This window comes from Brenneria izadpanahii, from assembly GCF_017569925.1.
GTDB lineage: Bacteria > Pseudomonadota > Gammaproteobacteria > Enterobacterales > Enterobacteriaceae > Brenneria > Brenneria izadpanahii.
In genome coordinates, this window is the sequence record NZ_CP050854.1 from 5,030,279 (window position 1) to 5,055,043 (window position 24,765).

Annotated in this window: 23 protein-coding genes and 1 pseudogene; 15 read left to right on the top strand and 9 right to left on the bottom strand. The window is 54.4% G+C overall.

All coding sequences use genetic code 11. The annotated features are described in order from the left end of the window. Positions 1-2: 2 nt before the first annotated feature. The gene (gene metB / locus HC231_RS22515; RefSeq protein WP_208228858.1) at positions 3-1,163 is read right to left on the bottom strand and encodes a cystathionine gamma-synthase; all 1,161 of its coding nucleotides are present in this window, start codon (positions 1,161-1,163) and stop codon (positions 3-5) included. Positions 1,164-1,411: 248 nt separating this feature from the next. Here metB and metJ point away from each other — a divergent pair, with 248 nt between their 5' ends. Continuing rightward, positions 1,412-1,729: a met regulon transcriptional regulator MetJ gene (gene metJ, locus HC231_RS22520; protein ID WP_005973355.1), complete on the top strand. Its 318-nt coding sequence runs from the start codon at positions 1,412-1,414 to the stop codon at positions 1,727-1,729. Between the two features lie 64 nt (positions 1,730-1,793). On the opposite strand, the gene rpmE is transcribed toward metJ, so the two are convergent. Then, the gene (gene rpmE, locus HC231_RS22525; RefSeq protein WP_048636604.1) at positions 1,794-2,009 is read right to left on the bottom strand and encodes a 50S ribosomal protein L31; all 216 of its coding nucleotides are present in this window, start codon (positions 2,007-2,009) and stop codon (positions 1,794-1,796) included. Positions 2,010-2,266: 257 nt separating this feature from the next. Here rpmE and priA point away from each other — a divergent pair, with 257 nt between their 5' ends. From priA to rraA, 7 genes and pseudogenes are all read left to right on the top strand, one after another. Continuing rightward, positions 2,267-4,462: a primosomal protein N' gene (gene priA, locus HC231_RS22530; RefSeq protein WP_208228859.1), complete on the top strand. Its 2,196-nt coding sequence runs from the start codon at positions 2,267-2,269 to the stop codon at positions 4,460-4,462. Positions 4,463-4,720: 258 nt separating this feature from the next. Continuing rightward, positions 4,721-5,764, top strand: a complete 1,044-nt coding sequence (gene cytR, locus HC231_RS22535; RefSeq protein ID WP_208228860.1) for a DNA-binding transcriptional regulator CytR — start codon at positions 4,721-4,723, stop codon at positions 5,762-5,764. 81 nt (positions 5,765-5,845) lie between these two features. After that, positions 5,846-6,670, top strand: coding sequence for a cell division protein FtsN (gene ftsN / locus HC231_RS22540; protein ID WP_208228861.1), 825 nt, complete (start codon positions 5,846-5,848; stop codon positions 6,668-6,670). Positions 6,671-6,881: 211 nt separating this feature from the next. Then, complete coding sequence (gene hslV, locus HC231_RS22545; RefSeq protein WP_048636608.1) at positions 6,882-7,412, top strand: ATP-dependent protease subunit HslV; 531 nt, start codon at positions 6,882-6,884, stop codon at positions 7,410-7,412. Between the two features lie 9 nt (positions 7,413-7,421). After that, positions 7,422-8,752 (top strand): annotated as a pseudogene (gene hslU / locus HC231_RS22550) (ATP-dependent protease ATPase subunit HslU). A gap of 175 nt (positions 8,753-8,927) precedes the next feature. Then, a complete protein-coding gene (locus tag HC231_RS22555; protein ID WP_208228862.1) occupies positions 8,928-9,845 on the top strand; it encodes a 1,4-dihydroxy-2-naphthoate polyprenyltransferase in 918 nt (305 codons plus the stop codon). 125 nt (positions 9,846-9,970) lie between these two features. Beyond that, positions 9,971-10,456 (top strand): ribonuclease E activity regulator RraA, encoded by a 486-nt coding sequence (rraA, locus tag HC231_RS22560; RefSeq protein WP_208228863.1) that lies wholly within the window; start codon positions 9,971-9,973, stop codon positions 10,454-10,456. A gap of 65 nt (positions 10,457-10,521) precedes the next feature. Here the strand turns inward: rraA and zapB are convergent, their stop codons facing one another. Beyond that, positions 10,522-10,761 carry a septal ring assembly protein ZapB gene (gene zapB / locus HC231_RS22565; protein ID WP_208228864.1) on the bottom strand — a complete coding sequence of 80 codons (240 nt, stop codon included), beginning with the start codon at positions 10,759-10,761 and terminating at the stop codon, positions 10,522-10,524. A gap of 532 nt (positions 10,762-11,293) precedes the next feature. Between zapB and HC231_RS22570 the strand changes: the two genes are divergently transcribed. Both HC231_RS22570 and glpK read left to right on the top strand, forming a co-directional pair. Beyond that, a complete protein-coding gene (locus HC231_RS22570) occupies positions 11,294-12,133 on the top strand; it encodes an MIP/aquaporin family protein (protein ID WP_208228865.1) in 840 nt (279 codons plus the stop codon). Positions 12,134-12,186: 53 nt separating this feature from the next. After that, positions 12,187-13,698: a glycerol kinase GlpK gene (gene glpK, locus HC231_RS22575; protein ID WP_208228866.1), complete on the top strand. Its 1,512-nt coding sequence runs from the start codon at positions 12,187-12,189 to the stop codon at positions 13,696-13,698. A 195-nt stretch (positions 13,699-13,893) separates the two neighbouring features. Here the strand turns inward: glpK and HC231_RS22580 are convergent, their stop codons facing one another. Further along, positions 13,894-15,207, bottom strand: coding sequence for an L-cysteine desulfidase family protein (locus HC231_RS22580; RefSeq protein WP_208231484.1), 1,314 nt, complete (start codon positions 15,205-15,207; stop codon positions 13,894-13,896). 341 nt (positions 15,208-15,548) lie between these two features. Here HC231_RS22580 and HC231_RS22585 point away from each other — a divergent pair, with 341 nt between their 5' ends. The 3 genes from HC231_RS22585 (at position 15,549) to fpr (ending at position 18,698) form a co-directional block, all read left to right on the top strand. Then, positions 15,549-16,541 carry a LacI family DNA-binding transcriptional regulator gene (locus HC231_RS22585; RefSeq protein ID WP_208228867.1) on the top strand — a complete coding sequence of 331 codons (993 nt, stop codon included), beginning with the start codon at positions 15,549-15,551 and terminating at the stop codon, positions 16,539-16,541. 145 nt (positions 16,542-16,686) lie between these two features. Beyond that, positions 16,687-17,697: a class II fructose-bisphosphatase gene (gene glpX / locus HC231_RS22590; RefSeq protein ID WP_208231486.1), complete on the top strand. Its 1,011-nt coding sequence runs from the start codon at positions 16,687-16,689 to the stop codon at positions 17,695-17,697. 254 nt (positions 17,698-17,951) lie between these two features. After that, positions 17,952-18,698, top strand: a complete 747-nt coding sequence (gene fpr, locus HC231_RS22595; RefSeq protein ID WP_208228868.1) for a ferredoxin--NADP(+) reductase — start codon at positions 17,952-17,954, stop codon at positions 18,696-18,698. Between the two features lie 7 nt (positions 18,699-18,705). Here the strand turns inward: fpr and HC231_RS22600 are convergent, their stop codons facing one another. Further along, the gene (locus HC231_RS22600) at positions 18,706-19,128 is read right to left on the bottom strand and encodes a DUF805 domain-containing protein (protein WP_208228869.1); all 423 of its coding nucleotides are present in this window, start codon (positions 19,126-19,128) and stop codon (positions 18,706-18,708) included. Between the two features lie 174 nt (positions 19,129-19,302). Here HC231_RS22600 and HC231_RS22605 point away from each other — a divergent pair, with 174 nt between their 5' ends. Both HC231_RS22605 and tpiA read left to right on the top strand, forming a co-directional pair. Beyond that, complete coding sequence (locus tag HC231_RS22605) at positions 19,303-19,899, top strand: DUF1454 family protein (RefSeq protein ID WP_208228870.1); 597 nt, start codon at positions 19,303-19,305, stop codon at positions 19,897-19,899. 130 nt (positions 19,900-20,029) lie between these two features. Next, positions 20,030-20,797: a triose-phosphate isomerase gene (tpiA, locus tag HC231_RS22610; RefSeq protein ID WP_208228871.1), complete on the top strand. Its 768-nt coding sequence runs from the start codon at positions 20,030-20,032 to the stop codon at positions 20,795-20,797. An 81-nt stretch (positions 20,798-20,878) separates the two neighbouring features. Here tpiA and aguA read toward each other — a convergent pair whose 3' ends face one another. The 4 genes from aguA to HC231_RS22630 form a co-directional block, all read right to left on the bottom strand. Beyond that, a complete protein-coding gene (gene aguA / locus HC231_RS22615) occupies positions 20,879-21,967 on the bottom strand; it encodes an agmatine deiminase (protein WP_208228872.1) in 1,089 nt (362 codons plus the stop codon). Between the two features lie 3 nt (positions 21,968-21,970). Continuing rightward, entirely contained in the window at positions 21,971-22,855 is an 885-nt protein-coding gene (aguB, locus tag HC231_RS22620; RefSeq protein ID WP_208228873.1) for an N-carbamoylputrescine amidase, read from the bottom strand. A 282-nt stretch (positions 22,856-23,137) separates the two neighbouring features. Beyond that, on the bottom strand, positions 23,138-24,148 hold the full coding sequence (locus HC231_RS22625) for a YopT-type cysteine protease domain-containing protein (RefSeq protein WP_208228874.1): 1,011 nt from the start codon (positions 24,146-24,148) through the stop codon (positions 23,138-23,140). Between the two features lie 26 nt (positions 24,149-24,174). Next, positions 24,175-24,666 carry a CesT family type III secretion system chaperone gene (locus HC231_RS22630; RefSeq protein ID WP_208228875.1) on the bottom strand — a complete coding sequence of 164 codons (492 nt, stop codon included), beginning with the start codon at positions 24,664-24,666 and terminating at the stop codon, positions 24,175-24,177. Positions 24,667-24,765: the final 99 nt, after the last annotated feature.

A 24,765-nucleotide genomic window follows, 5' to 3' on the forward strand; every position in this document is an offset into this window, starting at 1 on the left:
TCTTACCCCTTCGCCGCAGCCTGAAATGCACGATCCAGATCGGCAACCAGATCGTCGCCGTCTTCAATCCCGGTTGATACACGTAACAAGGTTTCTGAAATCCCGGCAGCCGCACGCGCTTCCGGCGCCATCCCCGCATGCGTCATCGTCGCCGCATGGGAAATCAGGCTTTCCACCCCGCCCAGCGATTCCGCCAGCGTAAACAGCTCCAACGACGCCAGAAAACGGCGCAAGGTCTCTTCGTCGCCGTCCAGCTCAAAACTCAGCATCGCCCCAAACCCGGATTGTTGGCGACGGGCGATATCATGACCGGGATTTTGCGGCAGCGAAGGATGATACAATTTTTTCACCAGCGGCTGTTGCTGTAAATACTCCACCAACTGTAGCGCATTTCGCTGCGCTGCGGCCATACGCGGAGACAGGGTACGCAAACCGCGCAGCAGCAGATAACTGTCGAAGGCGCCGCCGGTTACGCCGATATTGTTCGCCCACCAGGCAAGGTCGGTCGCCGTTTCCGGATCGCGCGCAATTACCGCCCCGGCGACCACATCGGAGTGACCGTTCAGGTATTTGGTACAGGAATGAAGCACCAGATCCGCGCCCAACGCCAGCGGTTGCTGCAATGCCGGGCTGAGGAAGGTGTTATCCACCACGCTGATCGCCCCGGCTTCTCTCGCCGCCTGACAGATGGCCGCGATATCCACCACGCGCAGCAACGGATTACTGGGACTTTCAATCAGAACCAGTTTGGGTTTCTCTTCCAACGCCGTTTTAAGCGCGGTTTCATCCCCCTGATCGACGAACTTGACGCGAAACGCCCCGCGTTTGCTTAAGCTATCGAACAGACGGTAACTGCCGCCATAGCAATCATGAGGCGCGACCAGCAGATCGCCGGGACGCAGAAAAACGGTGCACACCAGCATAATGGCGGACATGCCGCTGCTAGTCATGACCGCCCCCGCGCCACCTTCCAGTTCGGCCAGCGCCCGCTGCACGACATCGCGGCTTGGATTACCCCGGCGGGAGTAGTCATGGGCTCTTGGCTGATTGAATCCGGTAAAATTATAAGTACTGGAAAGATGAATGGGGGGAACAACGCAGCCATACTGCTCGTCATTGTTTAACCCGCTGCGAACTGCGATCGTTGCCTGTTTACGCGTCATCGGATCTTTTCCTGGCTAGAGACTGAGAGATAAGGGTTAAAGAGTAAACCCAGTCAGCATAGACGTCAATACATCTAGACTTCTAAACTTCTTTGCGTATAGATTGAGCATAAGCATAATAACCGCTAGAATCGTAGTATTTCATGACAGATGCTATACCCGATAGATTTCAGAATGCAGAAAGCCAACTTCCTGCGACGTGAAAGATGACTGGTATATCTTCATTACGACTATTTTTAAGGTATCCCATGGCTGAGTGGAACGGCGAATATGTCAGCCCTTACGCTGAACACGGTAAAAAGAGCGAACAGGTTAAAAAAATAACCGTCTCTATTCCTCTTAAGGTATTGAAAATATTAACCGATGAGCGAACCCGGCGTCAGGTAAACAACCTGCGTCATGCAACAAACAGTGAGCTGCTGTGTGAAGCGTTTTTGCATGCCTTCACCGGACAGCCGCTGCCAAACGATGAAGACTTACGTAAAGAACGCAGCGATGAAATTCCCGAAGCCGCCAAAATCATCATGCGGGAGATGGGTATCGATCCTGATACTTGGGAATACTGATGGGGAATAACGAACAAAGGCGCCGGAAGGCGCCTTTGCTATCTTAACCGCTAACGGGCAAAACTTATTTTTTAGCGCCCGGTACGCTGAAACGCTTGTTGAAGCGCTCAACACGACCGCCGGTATCAACAACACGCTGTTTACCCGTGTAGAACGGGTGGCAAGCGCTGCACACGTCCAGGTTCAGGTCGTGGCCCACGGTAGAGTGGGTTTTGATAACATTACCGCAAGAGCAAGTTGCAGTAACTTCAACATAATTCGGGTGAATACCTTGTTTCATGGGAAACCTCTGTTAAGGCCGTGTCGCTATCCAGCCCTGTTCCGCCAGACACCACACGAAAGTGAGTTAAAGAAGTTGAGTCAATCAACCATTATACAACGCAGTATAATGGCGGCGAATCATACAGAAACTAACCTCCCGATGCAATCGCATCAACACATTATCATACGCAACATGTACACTAGCGCCTTGCATTAATTCGCGCCTATGCCGCGGTTGGTTAAAATCACCATATTCTGAACCCAGTCGGAGAGGTCATGTCTGTCGCTCAGGTCGCATTTCCCGTGCCGTTGGCACGTACGTTCGATTATTTACTGCCTGCGGGCGTCGCCCCTCAGACCGGCGTGCGGGTTAGCGTATCTTTTGGCAACCGCAAGGCCGTCGGCATTATCGCCGCTATCAGCGAATCCAGCGAATTGCCCGTCGAACAGCTAAAACCGATACACGCCATACTTGACGACAGGCCGTTATTTCCGCCCAGCCTGTGGCGAATCTTAATGTGGGCGGTGGAATACTATCACTATCCCATCGGCGAGGTGCTGTTCCATGCCCTGCCAATACTCCTGCGCCAGGGAAAGCCGGCGCACCGCGCGCCGCTTTGGCAATGGTTCGCCACCGAACAGGGTAAGGCCACGCCGCTGGACTCGCTGAAACGCGCCCCCAAGCAGCAACAGGCGCTGGCGGCGTTACTTCAGGCTCCGCTTTATCGCCATCAGGTCAGCGAAACCGGGCTGACGGAAACCGCGCTGCAATCCTTGCGTAAAAAGGGGCTGTGCGATTTAAAAGCCGCCGAGCAAGCCGTCCGCGACTGGCGTGAAGATTTCAGCATTGCGGGCGATCGCCTGCGGTTAAATACCGAACAGGCCACCGCCGTCGGCGCGATTCGCAGCGAAGATCAACATTTCGCTGCCTGGCTGCTGGCCGGGATCACCGGGTCGGGGAAAACCGAGGTTTACCTCAGCGTATTAGAAAACGTGCTGGCCGAGGGAAAACAGGCGTTGGTTCTGGTGCCGGAGATCGGGCTGACGCCGCAGACCATCGCGCGCTTTCGCGAGCGCTTCAACGCCCCGGTCGAAGTGCTGCATTCAGGCCTGAATGACAGCGAGCGGCTTGCCGTCTGGCTCCGCGCCCGCAGCGGCGAGGCGGCTATCGTCATCGGCACCCGTTCGGCGTTGTTTACGCCATTTGCCCGCCTGGGGTTGATCGTCATCGATGAAGAACACGATGGTTCTTACAAGCAACAGGACGGCTGGCGTTATCATGCGCGCGATCTGGCGGTGTTTCGCGCCAGGGAAGAGGATATCCCGATCGTTCTAGGCACGGCGACGCCGGCGCTGGAAACGCTGTACAACGTACAGATCGGTAAATACCGGCAGTTAACTCTCAGCAAACGTCCCGGAAACGCCCGATTAGCCAGCCAGCATCTTTTGGACTTAAAGGGACAACCGCTTACCGCCGGACTGTCGCAACCGTTGATTACCCGCATCCGCCACCACCTGTCTCAGGACAATCAGGTCATTTTATTCCTCAACCGTCGCGGTTTCGCCCCGGTGGTGATGTGTCACGAGTGCGGCTGGATTGCAGAATGCCCGCGCTGCGATCACTATTATACGCTGCATCAGCAACAGCACATATTGAGCTGTCATCACTGCGATAGCCACCGTCCGGTGCCGGATCAGTGTCCACAGTGCGGCTCAACCAATCTGGTTCCGGTCGGAATGGGAACCGAACGACTGGAACAGGTGCTGGCGCCGCTGTTCCCAAACATACCGATAACCCGTATCGACCGCGACACCACCAGCCGCAAAGGGGCGCTCGAACAGCAGCTATCCCAAGTGAGACAGGGCGGCGCCCGCATTCTGATCGGCACCCAAATGCTGGCGAAAGGCCACCATTTTCCCAATGTGACGCTGGTCGCGCTGCTGGATGTCGACAGTTCGCTGTTTTCCGCCGACTTTCGCGCCGCCGAACGGTTCGCCCAGCTTTATACGCAGGTGTCGGGACGCGCCGGACGCGCCGGCAAAGCGGGGGAAGTGGTGCTGCAGACGCATCATCCCGAGCACCCGCTGCTGCAAATCCTGCTGCAACAAGGCTATGACGCTTTTGCCCGCCAGACGCTGAAAGAAAGGCAGAGCGTTTTTCTGCCGCCGTATACCAGCCACATTCTGTTTCGCGCCGACGATCATGATAACCAGCAGGCCGCGCTGTTCCTGCAACAGTTGAAGAATCTTTTGGAAAGCAGCCCGCTACGGGATGAATCGCTCTGGCTGCTCGGCCCGGTGCCGGCACTACAGCCCAAACGGGCGGGACGTTTCCGCTGGCAGTTGCTGTTGCAGCATCCCTCCCGGGCTTTGCTGCAACGGTTGATAAGAACATCAATACCGTTAATCGGCACCCTGCCGCAGTCACGAAAAGTGAAGTGGGTGCTGGATGTCGACCCGACGGACAGTTAGCGCTTTTAGCGTCGCCGTCATTGCGAGGCTGGTCGAGAAACTGACATCTATCACACTTGTTATGCAAATTAAGCAGTAAAAATTGCGCGCAATCTGCTTAGACTAGTCACGAAAGCGGTATTCTGAAAGGAATTGCAACACAATGCCGTACAACACAATGAACACCGTCATCGATAAATGATGGTAGTAACCACGGCCTAAAGGCTGAAAACGCCCCTGGCTACAACGCCAGTTTAGGCTGACGCAAGGAGAAGAGCGTTGGAGCAGAAGAAAGGCATCACCACAGCAACGATGAAAGACGTGGCGGATAAGGCGGGCGTATCAACGGCCACAGTGTCCCGCGCGTTAATGAATCCGGAAAAAGTGTCCGCGGCCACACGACAAAAAATCGAACAGGCGGTCATTGCTGTAGGATACTCTCCCCACTCCTCGGCCCGAAATCTGAAACGTAATGAGTCACGGACCATCCTGACCATTGTTCCCGACATCTGCGATCCCTTCTTTTCCGATATTTTCAGGGGAATCGAATCGACCGCGGCTGAACATGGTTATCTGGTGCTGATCGGTGATTGCGCTCACCAGCATCAGAAAGAGAAAACGTTTGTCGATTTAATTATTACCAAACAAATCGACGGCATGCTGCTGCTTGGTTCAAACCTGCCGTTCGATGCAGGCAAAGAAGAGCAGCGTAACCTGCCGCCAATGGTTATGGTCAATGAGTTCGCCCCGGAACTGGAATTACCGACCGTACATATTGATAATCTGACGGCCGCGTTTGAAGCCGTGCACTATTTACAGCAGTTAGGCCACCAGCGTATCGCCTGTATCGCCGGGCCGGAGCACGTGTACCTGAGCCAATATCGCCTACAAGGTTATATTCAGGCATTGCGCCGCAGTGGAATAACCGTCGATAATCAATATATTATTCGGGGCGCGTTCACTTATGAAACCGGCGCGAACGGTCTGATTGCCCTGATGAAGCATCCTTCGCCCCCCAGCGCCATTTTTTGCCATAGCGACATCATGGCGATCGGCGTGCTTGCGCAGGCAAAAAAAATGGGGTTGGAGATACCGCGCGATATCTCGGTAGTCGGTTTTGATGATATCGTGCAGGCTCAGTATTGCTCTCCGCCCTTAACCACGGTGGCGCAACCACGCTATCAGCTTGGGCGAGAGGCGATGCAGTTGCTGCTAGAGCAACTACACGGACACATGGTACACAGCGGCTCTCGGCTGCTGGCCAGCGAGTTGGTCATACGCGAAAGCACTGCGGCGCTAAATTATTCACGAAACAGGCTTTAAGATTTCAGGAACTGGTCAAATATTTTAGTGTTCAGTAACATGGCATCCTAATTACTTTATTTAATTCACAGCGAAACGACAGTGGCACAAAGAGACTATGTCAGCCGGGGGCGTTCCAATACGCGCCGGAAAAAGACAACCAGCCGGAGAAAAAGCAGTTCTTCAGGAATGTCCAAAACCATGATGGCGTTGGCTGTCGCTGTTTTGGTCACCTTTGCGGGCGGCTTATATTTTATCGCCCACAACAAACCGGCGGACTCACCTGTGTTGCCGCATCAAAATACGGGCAAAAGCAATGGATTGCCGCCTAAACCAGAAGAACGCTGGCGCTATATTAAAGAGCTGGAAAACCGTCAACTGGGCGTCGTTTCCCCCACTGAGCCTTCCGCCGGAGGCGGGATCCAATCGCCGGCGCAGTTGACCGATGAACAACGTCAGCTATTGGAACAGATGCAGTCTGATATGCGTCGCCAGCCGACGCAGCTCTCTGAAGTGCCCTACAACGATCAAACGCAGGTACCGCGCTCGCAGGTCACCATCAAGCCGCCGGAACAAACCCGGCCGATAACGCCGCCGCCGGCCGTTCGGGCGCCGACGGCCGTCGCTCCGACCGCGCCAAAGCAAGAATTACCGAAACAGGAAACGGTGAAACAGCCGGAAGCGGCAAAAACAGAAAAAACGCAGCGCTGGATGGTGCAGTGCGGCTCGTTCAAGAGCGCGGAGCCCGCCGAATCGGTCAGGGCGCAGTTGGCGTTTGCCGGTATTGAAAGCCGGATATCCTCCAACGGCGGATGGAACCGGATCATGCTGGGGCCCTATAATAACCGCGCCGCCGCCGACAAAATGATACAGCGTCTCAAGGAGATCGGTACTTCCAGTTGTATTCCGCTCGCCAGTGGGGGTTGAAAAAAACCACGCCATCCCCATTTATAAAACCAATATGCCCCGTGGTCAGCAGGTAATGCCGTCCACTTAAGTCTGATATCAGGGGAAACACGGCGATAACGTTCCCGCAGGGAGGTTTTTCTTCGTGGCCGCGCCCGATTATCTGGCTTTTTAAACAAACGACATTACGCAGTCAGCGGGGGTCTTTTTATTCGGTAACGGGGACTTACTCGTGACAACAATTGTAAGTGTACGCCGCAATGGTCATGTGGTCATCGGCGGTGATGGACAGGCGACGCTGGGAAATACAGTCATGAAGGGCAACGTGCGCAAAGTACGCCGCCTCTACAACGATCGCGTTATTGCAGGTTTTGCCGGCGGCACGGCGGATGCCTTTACCCTATTCGAGCTCTTTGAACGCAAGCTGGAATTGCATCAGGGCCATCTGGTGAAAGCCGCGGTAGAATTGGCGAAAGATTGGCGAACGGACCGTATGCTGCGTCGTCTCGAAGCGTTACTCGCCGTGGCGGATGAGAATGCGTCATTAATTATCACCGGTAACGGCGATGTCGTGCAGCCGGAAAATGATTTGATCGCGATCGGCTCCGGCGGCCCCTATGCGCAGGCTGCCGCTCGCGCTCTGCTGGAGAATACAGAACTAAGCGCGCGGGATATTGTCGAGAAATCGTTAGGTATTGCTGGCGATATCTGCATCTACACCAACCAGTTCCACACGATTGAAGAACTAGCCTCAAAGGCGTAAGGATCAACTATGTCTGAAATGACCCCGCGCGAGATAGTCAGCGAACTTGATAGCTATATCATCGGTCAGCATAACGCCAAACGCGCCGTAGCCATCGCGCTGCGTAACCGCTGGCGGAGAATGCAGCTGGAAGAATCGCTGCGTCACGAGGTGACGCCCAAAAATATTTTGATGATTGGCCCGACCGGGGTAGGTAAAACCGAAATCGCCCGTCGTCTGGCCAAACTGGCCAATGCGCCGTTCATAAAGGTTGAAGCCACCAAATTCACCGAAGTCGGCTATGTTGGTAAAGAAGTCGATTCGATCATCCGTGATTTAACGGATTCGGCGATCAAAATGGTGCGCCAGCAATCCATCGAGAAAAACCGTAATCGCGCCGAAGAATTGGCCGAAGAACGTATTCTCGACGTACTGATCCCCCGGCTAAAAACAACTGGGGCCAACCCGACGAGCATCAAGAGTCGTCAACGGCTCGTCAGAACTTCCGCAAAAAACTGCGTGAAGGCCAGTTAGACGATAAAGAAATCGAAATCGATCTGGCCGCCGCACCGGTTGGCGTGGAAATTATGGCTCCTCCGGGCATGGAAGAAATGACCAACCAGCTGCAATCCATGTTTCAGAACCTGGCAGGCCAAAAACAGAAGGCCCGCAAGGTAAAAATCAAGGAAGCCTTTAAGCTGCTGGTGGAAGAAGAAGCGGCCAAGCTGGTTAATCCGGAAGAGCTGAAACAACAGGCAATCGAGTCGGTTGAGCAACACGGCATCGTGTTTATCGATGAGATCGATAAAATCTGTAAACGCGGCGAGAGCTCCGGCCCGGATGTGTCCCGTGAAGGGGTGCAGCGCGACCTGCTGCCGCTGGTGGAAGGCTGCACCGTCTCAACCAAACACGGTATGGTTAAAACCGACCACATCCTGTTTATCGCTTCCGGCGCCTTCCAGGTTGCCAGCCCGTCGGATCTGATCCCCGAGTTACAGGGGCGTCTGCCGATTCGCGTTGAATTACAGGCGCTGACGACGGAAGATTTTGAGCGTATTCTGACGGAGCCAAGCGCATCATTGACCGAACAATACAAGGCATTGATGGCGACGGAGGGCGTCAATATTGAATTCTCGGCAGACGGTATCCGCCGGATTGCGGAAGCTGCATGGCAGGTCAACGAACGCACTGAGAATATCGGCGCCCGTCGTCTGCATACCGTACTGGAGCGTTTGATTGAAGATATCTCTTACGAAGCCAGTGAAATGAGCGGTCAAAACGTTACCATTGACGCAGATTACGTACGTAGTCACCTGGATGAATTAGTAGCAGATGAAGATCTGAGCCGATTTATCTTATAATCCGTTTTCACGGATCGTCCTGTTAACTGTTAAGTGGGAGGCCAAGGCCTCCCATTTGTGTTTATGGCGCTGTCGTTAGAAACTTTTTATACCCAATAGATTTTAAGATGGCGGGTATATTCATAAACAACGGATGTATTCCTATCGGGAATCGCCAATAAAAATGAAGCACACCATGACTTTATTAACCCATAAAAGCAAAACCAAAGCCTGGCTGGACAGTTTGCGTCCTAAAACCTTGCCGTTAGCTTTCGCCTCCATCGTCACCGGCTCGGCGATAGCGAGCTGGCATAGCAGTTTTAAACCGGGCATCGCGCTGCTGGCTTTGCTTACGGCCGGGTTACTGCAGATTCTTTCCAATCTGGCGAATGACTATGGGGATGCGATAAAAGGCAGCGATACCGAAGAGCGTATCGGCCCGCTGCGTGGAATTCAGACGGGCGCGATCACCCTGGCGCAGTTAAGAAACGCGCTGATAGTCACCATTGCCCTAACCATTATTTCCGGCGTGTGCCTGGTGATCGTCGCCTGTGAAAAACCGACCGATATCATCGGGTTCCTGATTTTGGGTCTGCTGGCGATTCTGGCCGCCATTACCTATACCGTAGGCAGCAAACCTTACGGTTATATCGGTCTGGGCGATATCTCCGTGCTGATATTTTTCGGCTGGCTAAGCGTGGCCGGCTCCTATTACCTGCAAACCGGCCATTTCGACAGTATCGTCATGCTGCCGGCCACCGCCTGCGGCTTGCTGGCCACCGCCGTGTTGAACATTAATAACCTGCGCGATATCGACAACGATCGCATCAGCGGGAAAAACACGCTGGCGGTACGCCTCGGCGCGCAAAGGGCCCGCTGCTACCACACCATGCTGCTGTTATTGGCGCCGGTTTGCCTCGGCTTGTTCGCCATTTTCTATCTGCATAGTCTGGCGGGCTGGCTTTTTATCCTGGCCCTGCCTTTGCTGCTCAAACAGGCTATTTACGTTCTGCGTGAAACCAGCGCCTTTAGCATGCGTCCGATGCTGGAAAAAACCGTCAAGGGCGCTCTGCTGACCAATATTCTGTTTGCCGTGGGCGTCATACTGAGCTGACGGACTTATCCGCGGTCTGACATAACGGTTTACTGATACGCATCAAGTTAACATTTGATGATTTTGCCAACATCCGTCAGAAAGGGATATACTCACTATCCCGGTGGCAAACTGACGTAAATCCTATGAAATACGATACTTCCGAACTGTGCGATATTTATCACGAAGAGGTGAATGTTGTTGAACCTCTGTTCTCTAATTTTGGCGGGCGTACTTCATTTGGTGGGCAAATCACCACGGTGAAATGTTTTGAGGATAACGGCCTGCTTTATGACCTGCTGGAAGAGAACGGCAGCGGGCGCGTACTCCTGATCGACGGCGGCGGTTCGGTACGCCGGGCGTTAATCAACGCGGAATTGGCAAGATTGGCCGTCCAGAACGAATGGGAAGGCATTGTCATCTATGGAGCCGTGCGCCAGGTGGACGATCTGGCTGAACTGGATATCGGCATCCAGGCAATGGCGGCAATCCCGGTGGGCGCGGCCAGCGAAGGGATCGGCGAGAGCGACATTCGCGTTAATTTCGGCGGCGTGACTTTCTTCTCAGGCGATCATCTCTACGCGGATAATACGGGGATCATTCTGGCGGAAGATCCGCTGGATATCGAATAATCCGCATCGATAGCCGCAAATCCCCCGTGGCGAAAAGGGCGGCGACGCGCCCTTTTCTGAAAGCGTTAGACTTCTTCCATCTTCCCTAACAGGGCGCGCAGACGCTCCTGCCACATCGTTTGTTCTTCTTTCAGTTGCTCGTTTTCACGCACCAGCGCTTCACGGGAACTTACCGCAGCCTGAACATCTTGCGACAAGGCGTTGTTTTTTTCTTTCAGCTCTTCAATTTCCATTTGTAACAATGTAATAGTATCAATCGCTTGCTGAACTTTCGCTTCCAGCTTCTCAAACACTTCAAATGACATTCTTCAAACCCCTTTTAATCGCAAGGCATAAAAATCGGTTAACGCTAGCCCATAGCGTCCGCTGTGGTCACTATACAACCGCACACCTGACGCGGTGTCCGTTTAATACGCCCATAGACGTAATCCGATGGTGGGACTGACCTGATGACAGGACTGACCATAATAGAATTGTATGTAGCCAATGTATCCCTGTCTAGCAGACATCCCATACAGCGCCGAGTGTGACATCTTTTCGTCACAACCTCTATCAGCGCAGACTGAAAAAGAGCGTTAGCCACTTGTCGCTTTATGTTTTATGTTAATAAATTTAACGCGGAAGTTAACATCGATCAGGGTCATCAATCACCAAAGGACAATAAATTAAGCGAATACGCTCATTTTTTTGACGGACAACACACATTTTGATTTCGATATTTCTCGTTTTCGAACATTAACGATAAATTCACATCATAAATACATTTAAAGCAGAGAGTGTCGCTGTTCAGGCACCTTTTCCACCCGGCAGTACCCTACAACCAGCAGGATAATAATTATGAGCCAATCAGAAAATTCAACCCTTAAAGGCCAGTGTATCGCCGAATTCCTAGGCACCGGCCTACTGATTTTTTTCGGCGTCGGTTGCGTCGCCGCACTAAAATTGGCAGGAGCCAGCTTCGGGCAATGGGAAATCAGCATCATCTGGGGTTTGGGCGTGGCAATGGCCATCTACCTGACCGCGGCTATTTCCGGCGCCCATCTCAATCCGGCGGTCACTATCGCCCTATGGCTGTTTGCCTGCTTTGAACGCAGAAAAGTCATCCCCTACATCCTGGCCCAGATAGCAGGCGCATTCTGCGCCGCCGCACTGGTCTACGGCCTGTATTACAACCTGTTCGTGAATTTTGAACAGACGCATAACATGGTGCGCGGCAGCGTAGAAAGCCTGAATCTCGCCGGTATCTTCTCTACTTATCCACACCCCCTGGTTTCCGTTATGCAGGCGTTTCTGATCGAAATGGTGATCACCTCCATAATGGTGGGTCTGATCATGGCGTTGACCGACGATGGCAACGGCATCCCGCGCGGGCCGTTGGCGCCATTACTGATCGGTATTTTAATCGCCGTCATCGGCGCTTCTATGGGGCCGCTTACCGGCTTTGCGCTGAACCCGGCGCGCGACTTTGGTCCCAAACTGTTCGCCTATCTGGCCGGGTGGGGAGAAATCGCCTTCACGGGAGGACGCGATATTCCTTATTTCCTGGTGCCGATTTTCGGTCCCATAGTCGGCGCCTGCCTGGGAGCATTTGGCTACCGCGCCGTTATCGCCCGTAATCTGCCTTGCGATGTCTGCAAAGCCGACAACGAAACCACTGTACGCACCGAGAGCCATTAGATTCAACGCCACGGTGTTTATTCTTGATATGGTTTAATAACAGGATTTGATTTATGAACCCGGAAAAAAAATACATTGTCGCTCTCGATCAGGGAACCACCAGCTCCCGCGCCGTGGTGCTGGATCACGACGCCAACATCATCAGCGTCTCACAGCGTGAATTCAGCCAAATTTATCCGAAAGCCGGCTGGGTGGAACACGATCCGATGGAGATATGGGCCTCGCAAAGTTCCACTTTGGTGGAAGTGCTGGCCAAAGCCGATATCAATTCCGATGAAGTTGCGGGTATCGGCATCACCAACCAGCGTGAAACCACCATCGTCTGGGAGAAGGATACCGGTAAACCGATTTACAATGCCATCGTCTGGCAGTGCCGCCGCACGGCGGAAATCTGCGAACAGTTGAAGAAAGACGGTCTGGAAGAGTATATCCGTAACACTACCGGGCTGGTCGTCGACCCTTACTTTTCAGGCACTAAAGTTAAATGGATCCTGGATCACGTTGAAGGATCGCGCGAGCGCGCCCAGCGCGGCGAACTGCTGTTCGGCACGGTCGATACCTGGCTGATCTGGAAAATGACCCAGGGACGCGTCCACGTCACCGATTACACTAACGCATCCCGCACCATGCTGTTCAATATCCATACGCTTGAGTGGGATGACCGCCTGTTGCAGGCGCTGGATATTCCACGGGAGATGCTGCCGGAAGTTCACTCCTCTTCGGAAGTTTATGGTCAAACCAACATTGGCGGTAAAGGGGGCACGCGTATTCCCATTGCCGGCATCGCGGGCGATCAGCAGGCGGCGTTGTATGGTCAGCTGTGCGTTCACCCCGGCATGGCCAAAAACACTTACGGCACCGGCTGCTTCCTGCTGATGAATACCGGTACGGAAGCCGTACTGTCGAAACACGGTCTGCTGACCACCATTGCCTGCGGTCCGCGCGGTGAAGTCAATTACGCCCTGGAAGGCTCCGTTTTCGTCGGCGGCGCGTCCATTCAGTGGCTGCGCGATGAACTGAAACTGATTGGCGAGTCCATGGATTCGGAATACTTCGCCACCAAAGTGAAGGATACCAACGGCGTCTACGTCGTCCCCGCCTTTACCGGGCTCGGCGCCCCCTACTGGGATCCGTATGCCCGCGGCGCGATCTTCGGCCTGACCCGCGGCGTGAACGCCAATCACATCATTCGCGCCACGCTGGAATCTATCGCTTACCAAACCCGCGACGTGCTGGACGCCATGCAGGCGGACGCAAATACTCGCCTGAAGGCTCTGCGGGTGGATGGCGGCGCCGTTGCCAACAACTTCCTGATGCAATTCCAGTCCGATATTCTCGGCACTCGCGTGGAACGTCCGGAAGTCCGTGAGGTCACGGCGCTGGGCTCCGCCTTCCTGGCCGGTCTGGCGACCGGATTCTGGAACGATCTGGATGAAGTGAAAAGCAAAGCCACGATTGAACGCGAATTCCGCCCCAGTATCGAAACCGTTGAACGCAACTTCCGCTATAAAGGCTGGCAAAAGGCCGTCGCGCGCGCCCGCGAGTGGGAAGAACACGACGAGTAACCCGGTCAGACGCAGAAAGGGCGCATCACTGCGCCCTTGGATTTGATAACAATGCCGCCATCCCCGCCATCTCGGCCGGCGGATCCCATATTCATCGTCCCCGCAGGCAGTCGGCGGGGAGCTCCCGCTGAGACCGCAAACAACCATCGGCTGATTCCCGCCGGCGCGGAAAGATAACCATCCGGGATTAAGCGGTCATTGAGCCTTGCTCGCCATGATCTCTATAATCTGGACATCCGTCTGCTGCATTGAGCCGCAGGCCAGCGCGCACAGATTAGCGATAGACTGGTCGACATCATGGGCCACGATGCCTTCGTTGCCGGTGACCGCGCTGTTATCGAGCGCCATCAGTACCGCTTTATAAGCGGCGGAGACGCTGGTCGAAACTTTCATCGCGCAGCTATTGGACGCGCCGTCGCATATCATGCCGCTCACATCGCCGATCATACTGCCGATGGCCATCGCCACTGGTTCGTAACGGCCGGCAATCAACCAGGCGATACCGGCCGCCGCGCCCATGGCGGCCGTCGTCGCGGCGCACAGCGCCGAAAGCGCGGGGAGCTTGCTATGGATGTAAATGGCCGTCAGATGAGAGAGCATCAGCGCGCGCGCCAGTTTCTCTTCGCCGCTGCCCAAATATTCCGCCGCCACCACCACCGGCATGGTCGCCGCAATCCCCTGATTGCCCGATCCCGAATTACTCATCGCGGGTAGTACGGCGCCGCCCATACGCGCATCCGAAGCCGCAGCGGTTCTGATCATGATATCCGAGAGCAAATCATGCGACAGCAATCCCTGCTCGCGCTGACGCGCCAGGGTGGCGCCGATATGCAATCCATAATGCTTACTCAGCCCTTCACGGGAAAGCGCGGCGTTCAGTTCAGCCGAATCCAGAATAAAGCGAAGGCGCTCAAACTCGACCTGAGTGGCGAAATCGTAAACTTCCCGCGTCGTTGCCTTTTTAAGACCGCCGCCATCAACATGCGCATCGGCCTGGCAGCCGCCGTTCAAGCGCTCATCGAAAAGCACCTCGCCATTCTTTTCAATGCGGATAACGTTGGTGTGGCTGCCCGCGATGGTGACCGTAGCGGACGCCTGCTGACTGTACACGGTTACCTGTGAGTAAAGAATGTCCTCGCAGGGCTGCATCATGCTGACGCTAACGCCGCCTTGCGCCAATAGCGCTTTCCCCGCGTCTATAGCCTGAGGTTCGGCGTAGCGAAGAACTTCCAGCCCGGCCTGCGGATCGCCGCCGAATGCGCCAACCGCGGCGGCGATGGGCAGACCAACCATACCGGTGCCGGGAACCGACACGCCCATCCCGTTTTTCATCAGGTTAGGCGACACCTTGGCGGTCACTCGCTCCACCCTCCCCGGCAGATAAGAGGCCGCCAGCGCAGATGCCAGCGCCACTGAAATAGGCTCGGTGCATCCTACCGCCGGTTTGACTTCCTGCTGTACGACGCGGATAAATTCATTCCACAACGGATTGCTTTCGCGCTTATTCATCATTCATACCCTAAGCCCACGGAGATCGGCCGATATTTGCCGGCTTTTGCTATGAATAATCATATTCCAGGTTGGATAGAAATTTTTTTCAACTTTCGTCGTCACTCGATGAAATAATAGAAAAAATTTCTCCTATTCTTTCCATTCCATTGGTTAATACCTAGGTATAAGCAAATTTATATAATAAAATTATCTCGCCATAAAAGATGACTGCCGCATGGATAACCAATTCATCCTGCTATGCGATCGCGCTGATTCCCTGGCAACACGCTTTCCCTTTCAGTAAGCTACGGTGCATAATTGCGTCATCCCCCGGCGTCATTCCTTCAGGTATGCTTTGCATGAAAAATCAACGCGTCACGCTACAGGACATTGCTCAGTTATCTGGCGTTACCAAAATGACGGTCAGCCGTTATCTTCGTACCCCTGATAAAGTGGCGCCTGAAACCGCTGAACGTATCGCCAAGGTTATGGCTGAAGTTGATTATTGCGCGGAGAATCATAAAGAAGGCCGGCCCGCCTCCCTGTCGCCCCGCATCGGCATATTGGTTCCCTCTTTCAATAACCAAATATTTTCTGATTTGCTGACCGGCATCGAGTCAATAACCTCGGCGAATGGCTACCAAACCCTGGTAGTAAACTACAACTACGACAAGACGCGCGAAGAAGAACAGATCATCAATCTGCTATCGTGCCGGATATCCGGTCTGATTCTCACCGACTCCGAACATACGCTGCGCGCCAACAAATATCTGGAGTCGGCTGAAATTCCGGTTGCTCAGGTGATGGATCTGGAACCGCTTCCCGGCCGTATCGTCGTGGGATTCAACAACTATCAGGCCGCTTACGATATGACGGGCGCGCTGTTGGCCAGCGGGAAACGCCATATCGTTTATTTTGGCTCCATGTCGGATATCCGCGATCGCAAGCGCTATCGGGGTTATAGCCAGGCGATGGAAGACGCGGGCCTATCCCCGATGCAGATCACGCCGAATAAGGTTTCTTCGGTATCGATCGGCGCGGGTATGCTGGCGTTGGTGCGCCAAATGTATCCGCAGGTGGACGCCATCTTCTGCACCAATGACGATATTGCGGTCGGCGTATTGCAGGAATGCCTGCGGCAATCCATCGCGATACCGTCGCAGATGGCGATATCCGGCTTTCACGGCCTGGATATCGGTCAGGCCACTACCCCAACGGTCGCCAGCGTCGTCACGCCCCGCTTTGAGATGGGCAAGGTCGCAACCGAGATTCTGATAAAAAAAATCAATAAATTACCGACGATTGAATATGTCGATCTTCACTATCGGCTTTCGCTTGGCGGAACGCTCTAAATCAGGCTCCAAAGCCGAGATTGGCTGGCGCGGCGTCAACCGCTTCGATGAATTTTTCTACCTGATATCAGCAAGCGCCTCCATCGGGTGTGATAAAATCTTCGCCCAAATTTTCCCTTCCCGGTTCAATAACAGACAGGTATCCATGAAACGTGAATTAGCCATCGAATTTTCGCGCGTTACCGAAGCGGCAGCGCTGGCAGGTTATAAATGGTTAGGCCGAGGCGATAAAAACGCCGCGGATAACGCCGCAGTACAGGCAATGCGCATTATGCTCAATCAGGTCGATATCAATGGTCAGATTGTTATCGGCGAAGGCGAAATCGATGAAGCGCCGATGCTTTTTATCGGCGAACAGGTCGGCACCGGTCGGGGCGATATGGTGGACATCGCCGTCGATCCGATCGAAGGCACCCGGATGACGGCGATGGGTCAGGCCAATGCGCTGGCGGTACTGGCCGTTGGCGAAAAAGGGGCGTTTCTGCATGCGCCCGACATGTACATGGAAAAACTGATCGTCGGCCCGCAAGCGAAAGGCGTCATCGATCTGGCGCGGCCGCTGGCGGAAAACCTGCGCAATATCGCGGCGAAAATGAACAAACCGCTCAACCAGTTAACGGTTATCACGCTGGCCAAACCGCGCCATGACGCCGTTATCGCCGAAATGCAGCAGTTGGGCGTGAAGGTGTTCGCCATTCCCGATGGCGATGTGGCGGCCTCTATCCTTACCTGTATGCCGGACAGCGAAGTCGATGTGCTGTACGGCATTGGCGGAGCGCCGGAAGGCGTCATCTCGGCGGCGGTCATCCGAGCGCTCGACGGCGATATGCAAGGCCGGCTGTTGGCCCGCCATCAGGTAAAAGGCGACAGCGAAGAGAACCGCCGTATCGGGCAAGATGAACTGGAACGCTGCCGGCAAATGGGAATCGAAGCAGGGAAAGTGCTGCAACTCAGCGATATGGCGCGTAATGACAACGTGATTTTCTCCGCAACGGGCATCACCAAGGGCGATCTGCTGGAAGGGATCGCGCGCAAAGGGAATATCGCGACGACGGAAACGCTGCTGATCCGCGGTAAGTCGCGCACCATCCGCCGTATCCAGTCAACGCACTACCTCGATCGTAAAGATCGGGCGTTACATGACTTCCTGCTTTAACGCGATGGCGGGCGACGCTGCTGGCTGAATAAGCGGGATAGCGGATTGGCCGCGGCGCGGGGAGCCCGGTGGCGAGCCTCGCGCCGCCATTTCGTCATAACACGCGAAAGCGACTGATTGTTTCACAGTTGTTAATAAATAGCGTATCTTAGATGCGGCCGTTCAACGGCCGCACACCGACACAACAAGAATACCGCCAGGTGTTGCACTTCAGGATATGACTGCCAGATCAATATAGATAGGAGCACAGAACGATGGCTGAATGGGTAACAGGCAAAGTTATTCAGGTAGAAAACTGGACAGAGAGTCTGTTTAGCATTCGAATTCATGCCCCCACCGCGGCCTTCACCGCCGGACAGTACGCCAAACTGGCGCTGGACGTGGATAACGAACGCATTCAACGGGCCTACTCCTATGTCAACGCGCCCAGCGACCATAATCTTGAGTTCTACCTGGTCAATGTTCCTGAAGGGAAACTAAGCCCGCGCTTACACGCGCTGCGCCCCGACGATGAGGTCATGGTGACCAGAGATGCCGCCGGATTTTTCGTGCTGGAGGAGATTCCGGATTGCGAAACCCTGTGGATGCTGGCAACCGGCACCGCGATTGGGCCTTATCTTTCCATTCTGCAGGAGGGCAAAGATCTGGATCGGTTTAAGAACATCGTACTGGTTCATGCCGCCCGTTTTGCGCAAGACCTAAGCTATCTGCCGCTGATGCAGCAGTTGCAACAACGCTACAACGGCCAATTGCATATTCAAACGGTGGTCAGCCGTGAAGAATCGGCCGGCTCATTGACGGGCCGAATCCCGGCGCTGATCGCTAACGGCGCGCTTGAATCAGCCGTCGGTCTGCCAATGGATAGCGCGACCAGCCATGTCATGCTGTGCGGCAACCCGCAAATGGTGCGCGATACTCAGCAAATACTGAAAGAAGAGCGGCAAATGACCAAACATCTGCGCCGCAGGCCCGGTCATATCACCAGCGAACATTATTGGTAAACCGGCATCAGGGGTGGAATTTAACCGGTTTCGCTTGCGGTCCGAATCGATTATCTCCAGGCACGCCGGCAAAAACGCCGCAGTCGAGAAACACCATCATACAGATTAGCGACGGAATAAAACGGCCGATTCCCCACTGCCAGACGCCCGGCAGCATATGCCAGTTGCCGGCGGCAAGCATCCACGCCACGATCAACAACAGCGCCCACCAGCCGCTTTTGTTACGATCGTGCAGGCGTTTCACCACTACCGCTGCGGTTGGCCACAGCAGGACGACCAAGCCAAAGGCCGTGGATTGCGTATCCAGCCAGTTCTGTCCGGCCAGCGTGAAGAGCGCCATCATCAGCGCCAGCCAAACGCCGATCCAAACCCAGAAATCACGCCGGCCAATCCGGCCTTTAAACGAAAAACACCATTGTTGTAACGTCATTAACCACTGCGCCCTGAATTGTCGTTTTATTTTGGCCGAGTTTACCCTAACCCGGCGCTACGCCGACAATCTTTATGCGAATTTTGACAAGCGCTAACCAATGCCGCTTTAATCAAACGTATCGTCGTTATCGCCGCGCTTGGCTCAATGTAAAATTCATCTGATAATGTACCCATGATAAAAAAATATCTCGCGCCCTTGTTCGCTCTGTCTACGCTGGTGCTATACCTTCCCGGCGCCTGGTCCGATCCGGTTTTTCCGGCGAAAACACCGGCCGCCGCGCCTTATCTGCTGGCAGACGCGCCTACGTTCGACCAAACGATCGTACAGTTTCGCACGCACTATAATCTGAGTAACCCAACGCTGCCGATCGGCGAGTTCCGGGTCGTCGATACCGGTCATAACTCCAGTCTGCTGACCCGCGCCGCCAGCAGGATCAACGATCGGCTGTATGCTTCAACGGCGCTGGAGAAAGGGACGGGTAAAATCAAAACGCTGCAAATTACCTACCTTCCGCAGCCGGATGATACGGAAGCCGAGGCCAGACGCACGCAGGCCATCAGCTATATGGCGGCCCTGTCGCGGGTTTTCGCGCCCTCGCTGACGGAGGAGCAGAGTATCCGCAAGATCACGGAGTTACTGGAAAAAGGCAAAGGCCAGCACTTTTACCAGCAAACCGAAGGCGCATTACGCTATGTTGTGGCGGATAACAGCGAAAAGGGGCTAACTTTTGCTATTGAACCGATTAAGCTAACGCTATCCGAACCGTGATCAATACAGTCACTATTAATGACGAAAAACAGAGCCACGATCACATTTCATCTTTATACTGTTGGCAGGTTCGACTGCCGGCAGGCAGTAAAATTTTGATTCATTCGCTATTCCGTCTGGAGGAAAAAAAATGCGACATCCATTAGTTATGGGTAACTGGAAACTGAACGGCAGCACCAGCATGGTCAACAGCCTGATTACCGGCCTGCGCCAGGAATTGAGCGACGTTGACGGCTGCGGCATAGCCATCGCTCCACCGGCAATCTACCTGGATATGGCTCAGCATTTATTAGCCGGCAGCCGTATCGCGCTGGGCGCGCAAAACGTGGACGTGAATCTTTCCGGCGCTTTTACCGGTGATACTTCCGCCGCAATGCTGAAAGATATCGGCGCCAAATACATCATCATCGGCCACTCAGAACGCCGTACCTATCATAAAGAAAGCGATGAATTCATCGCCAAGAAATTCGGCGTGCTGAAAGAAGCCGGTCTGATCCCCGTACTGTGCATCGGTGAAACCGAAGCGGAAAACGAAGCCGGACAAACCGAAGCCGTATGCGCCCGTCAGTTGGACGCGGTGCTGAATACGCTGGGCGCCAAAGCGTTTGAAAACGCGGTAATCGCTTACGAACCTATCTGGGCTATCGGTACCGGCAAATCGGCGACCCCGGCTCAGGCTCAGGCGGTTCACAAATTCATCCGCGATCATATCGCCAAACAGGATAAAGCCGTCGCCGAACAGGTTACCATTCAGTACGGCGGCTCCGTGAACGCTTCCAACGCAGCAGAGCTGTTCACTCAGCCGGACATCGACGGCGCGCTGGTTGGCGGCGCATCGCTGAAAGCCGACGCTTTCGCCGTAATCGTCAAAGCCGCGGCAGAAGCCAAACGCGGCTAAGCCCGACGTTGCCGTCAGAAAAAATGCCTGCTCGCGCAGGCATTTTTTTTACATGAAAAATCGCTCCAGGCGATCTTTTATTTATTGCGCGGCCGGAATCTGCTGGGTAATACAGTGGATATTGCCGCCGCCCAGCAGGATCTCACGGGCGGGTACGCCGCTTATCGTATAGTCCGGGAACATCCGTTGTAGTAAATCGCGCGCAATATCATCCGTACGGGCATCCAACAGCGGGAAAATGATCTGCTGATTGCTGATTAAGAAGTTCACGTACGACCCCGCCAGACGCGCTCCGGCGTTGCGTTCAATCGCGTTCCCCGCATCCACGCCCCGCGCCTCTTCCGGCGTTGCATACAGCGGGCCGGGAGCCGGCATTTTCCAGATCTTAAGCGGACGCCCCTGCGCGTCTCTGGCGCTGGATAACACCTGATAAGCCGCCGCCGAGCGGGCATACTGCGGATCGTTTTCGTCATCCGTCCAGTGCAGCGCGACTTCACCGGGACGAACAAAGCAGCACATATTATCGATATGGCCGTCGGTCTCGTCGTTATAGACCCCTTCCGGCAGCCAGATAATCGTCGAGACGCCCAGATAGTCGCGCATCAACTGTTCGATCCGCGCTTTATCCAACTGCGGATTCCGGTTGGGATTCAACAGGCACTCAGCCGTCGTCAACAGCGTCCCTTCGCCATCGGTATGAATCGACCCGCCTTCCAGAATCAATGGCGCCGCGTAACGGCTATTCCGATGATAAGCCAGAACCTGCGCCGCGACTTTTTCATCCTGACGCCAATCCTCATACAACCCGCCCAATTCTCCGCCCCAGGCGTTGAACCGCCAGTCAATGCCGCGGCGATCTCCGGCCTGATTCAACACCATGGTGGGACCGGTATCACGCATCCAGGCATCGTCGCTTTCCATTTCAACCAGCGTCACGCTGGTTGGCATAATGCGTTTGGCATCAGCCATACAATGGGCGGGCACTCCCATAATCACCGGCGTTTTCCGCAAGATGGCCTCAGCCACCGCGGCAAAAGTTTTTTGCGCGGGCAAGGCGTCGTCGCGCCAGTTATCCCTGCGGTAGGGCCACAGCATCCATACGGCATCCTGTGGCGCCCATTCAGCAGGCATCGTAAAGCCGTCTTGATGCGGCGTGGTCAGCTGTGACATCGATTATCTCCAGGTTTTGCCGTCGGAGGTGGCGATCGCGCCATACATTTCCGGGCGGCGATCGCGGAACAGCCCCCATGCCGCACGCTGAGCAGCAATAGCCTGTAAATCAAATTCATGAACCAAAACGGCTTCATCCGTTTTATTCGCCGCCGCCACCAACGCCCCGGTCTGATCGGCGATGAAAGAGGAGCCGTAGAAGGTCATTTCCAAACCGTCGATGTATTTGCTGGCTTCGGTGCCAATACGGTTGGATGCGATCACCGGCACCAGATTAGCGGCGGCGTGGCCCTGCTGGACGCGCGTCCAGTGCGGCTGGCTGTCGATCTCCGGGTAGGCCGGCTCGGAACCGATCGCCGTCGGGTAGAAAATCAGCTCGGCTCCCTGCAACGCCAGGCAGCGCGCGGTTTCCGGGAACCATTGATCCCAGCAGATACCCACGCCGATTTTCGCATAGCGTGTCTGCCAGACTTTAAAGCCGGTATCGCCGGGGATAAAAAATTGCTTTTCCTGATACGCCGGGCCATTAGGAATATGGGTTTTACGATAAACGTCGAGCACGGAACCATCGGCATCGATCATCACCAGCGAGTTGTAATACGCGTTATTGGCGCGTTCAAAAAAGCTCAAAGGCAGAACGACCGCCAGTTCGGCCGCCAGCGCAGAAAAATGCTTAATCAGCGGGCTACTTTCCAGCTCCTGCGCCAACGCATAATGTTCCGGACTCTGATCAATACAGAAATAAGGCGCGGCAAACAGTTCCTGGATTAGGATAACCTGCGCCCCTTTTGCATGTGCTTGTCGCACCAGCTTCTCGGCATTCTCAATGTTTCCGGGCAGATCCCAGGAACACGCCATTTGTGTTGCGGCAACGGTAACTTTTTTCATGCGAAAACCTCAATAATCTCTTATTTATACTCGCCATTTTCATCAGACGAATATCAGCAGCGAGCGCTAGCACGCATCTGCGCCCAACAGGCGCGACCATAACGAGTTTAGGTCAACACGCCGTCCAATGTTTAGCCCCCTGATCAGGCATTCACCGAAATGACATCCTCATTATGCCAGTTAATCGGCTGACGTTAATAAAATTAAAGAGATCCCGCGCTGACGGCGGGATTGGCGGGTTTAACTGACACGCCGCCGTACTCCGCCGGCGCGAAAACATTCTCAATGAACCTTTAGTTCCATCAGCATCAGTTGATCCGCATCGCCACTCCCCAGCTTTGGCGATAAATCGCTGATCATCTTTCCTATCCGGTTCATAAAGGAGACAAAGTTTTCTTTATCCTGAAAACTGAATATACCGTTGTCAGGATCGTAAAACGCATATTGATCGCAGCCGTTGGCGTAGATCGCCATGGCATGGCCGTCAGAGTGAACCGATAAAAGTTGCTCCCGGCCTTCACGCAGCACATCGCGCACCAGCCCGTCGCCAAATTCCTCTCTGCGATTGAGCAGCACAAACGGCGTTTCCCCCGCCACCGGAACGACGGACATCTTCGCCAGATTGGCAATACGCTGCATCAAATCATAACGCCGGACGACCGGCGCGGCGGCGTCAAAGCGCCGGTCTTTCATTTGTCCGTCAAAACGCGCGCTATTCTGAAACTGTTCTTGTACGACATAGACTTTCTCAACCCCGCTTCTCGCCCGGCTTGCCGATATCATCTCGTCGTCATCCGCATCGTAACCCAGTAAATTACCGATCACCGTTCTGTCATCCAAACCGCTGTGACGCCCCAACAGCCAGAGGGCCGTCATCCCCAGACAGGCGCCGTCTTCCATGCTTTGTATCTTTTTCCGCATGTCGGGCAAGTGCGTCTTCATCGTTTGCAGATAATCACGTTGTTCCATCAGGATGGGTTGTCCCGAATACTCATTACAAGCGATCTCCAGATTCGACTCATAAATCCTTGGTTTCTTGCCTAAGGCGTCGATATCCGCGGCCTTCCTGTCTGAAAAAATGGAGTTTAGCGGCAATGAAATGGCAAGCGGTACGGACGGCAGCTTATTAAGCAAACCGAGTAACGAGAAATTGGCGTGTCCCTCTTTTTGGCTTAACGGCGTAAACACCGCCTGTTCCGTCATGATTTCAAACTGGGAAGTCCCCGGCTTCGCGGCTTCGGCCTGCGGCAGTGAAGCTGTCATCGCCGGTAAAGAAGTCTGATGGATACGCATAGTTACTATCTCATCGTGCTGAATGATTAAAACTGGGAAGGAATCGGGGGCGCTCGATACGGCGTAACCTTGGATAGCGGCGAAGTTTTAACGTTGGCCGGCGCTTTACGGCCGTTCACAACCGAAGCGAACTCTTCACGGATGCGCAGACCGAGACTCGCTACGTTTTCTACCCATGCGTTCAGCCCCCGATCGTCAAACGCGCGGATATCCTGGTGCGCCGTCAACATCAGCGTATGCTGATGCGCGTCCAGACCGATTGCCGCGCCGCACATCAATCCATGCTCCAGATTCAGCATCATGCCCAGCGCGAGCAAATCGCCGTCCCGATTGAAATCCAACGAATAAACCGGCATAAAAATGAACAGGTGATCCCGCGCTTGGGGCAGTTTTAAAAAAAACGTCTGTCCGTTAAACACCACCTGAACGCCCGTCTCGACATCAAGCGTTCCGTTTACTTTCGTCTGCTTTTCAATCCAACGTATCAATAGCGATCTGGCATAGCTCGACTCAGACATGCACTCCCCCTGACGATTTAAAACGCATCCGTATTGTCTGTCGCCACGGCCCGCGCGCGGCAAACGCCTATAGGGTTAGTGTCAAAAAAAGCGTTAGCG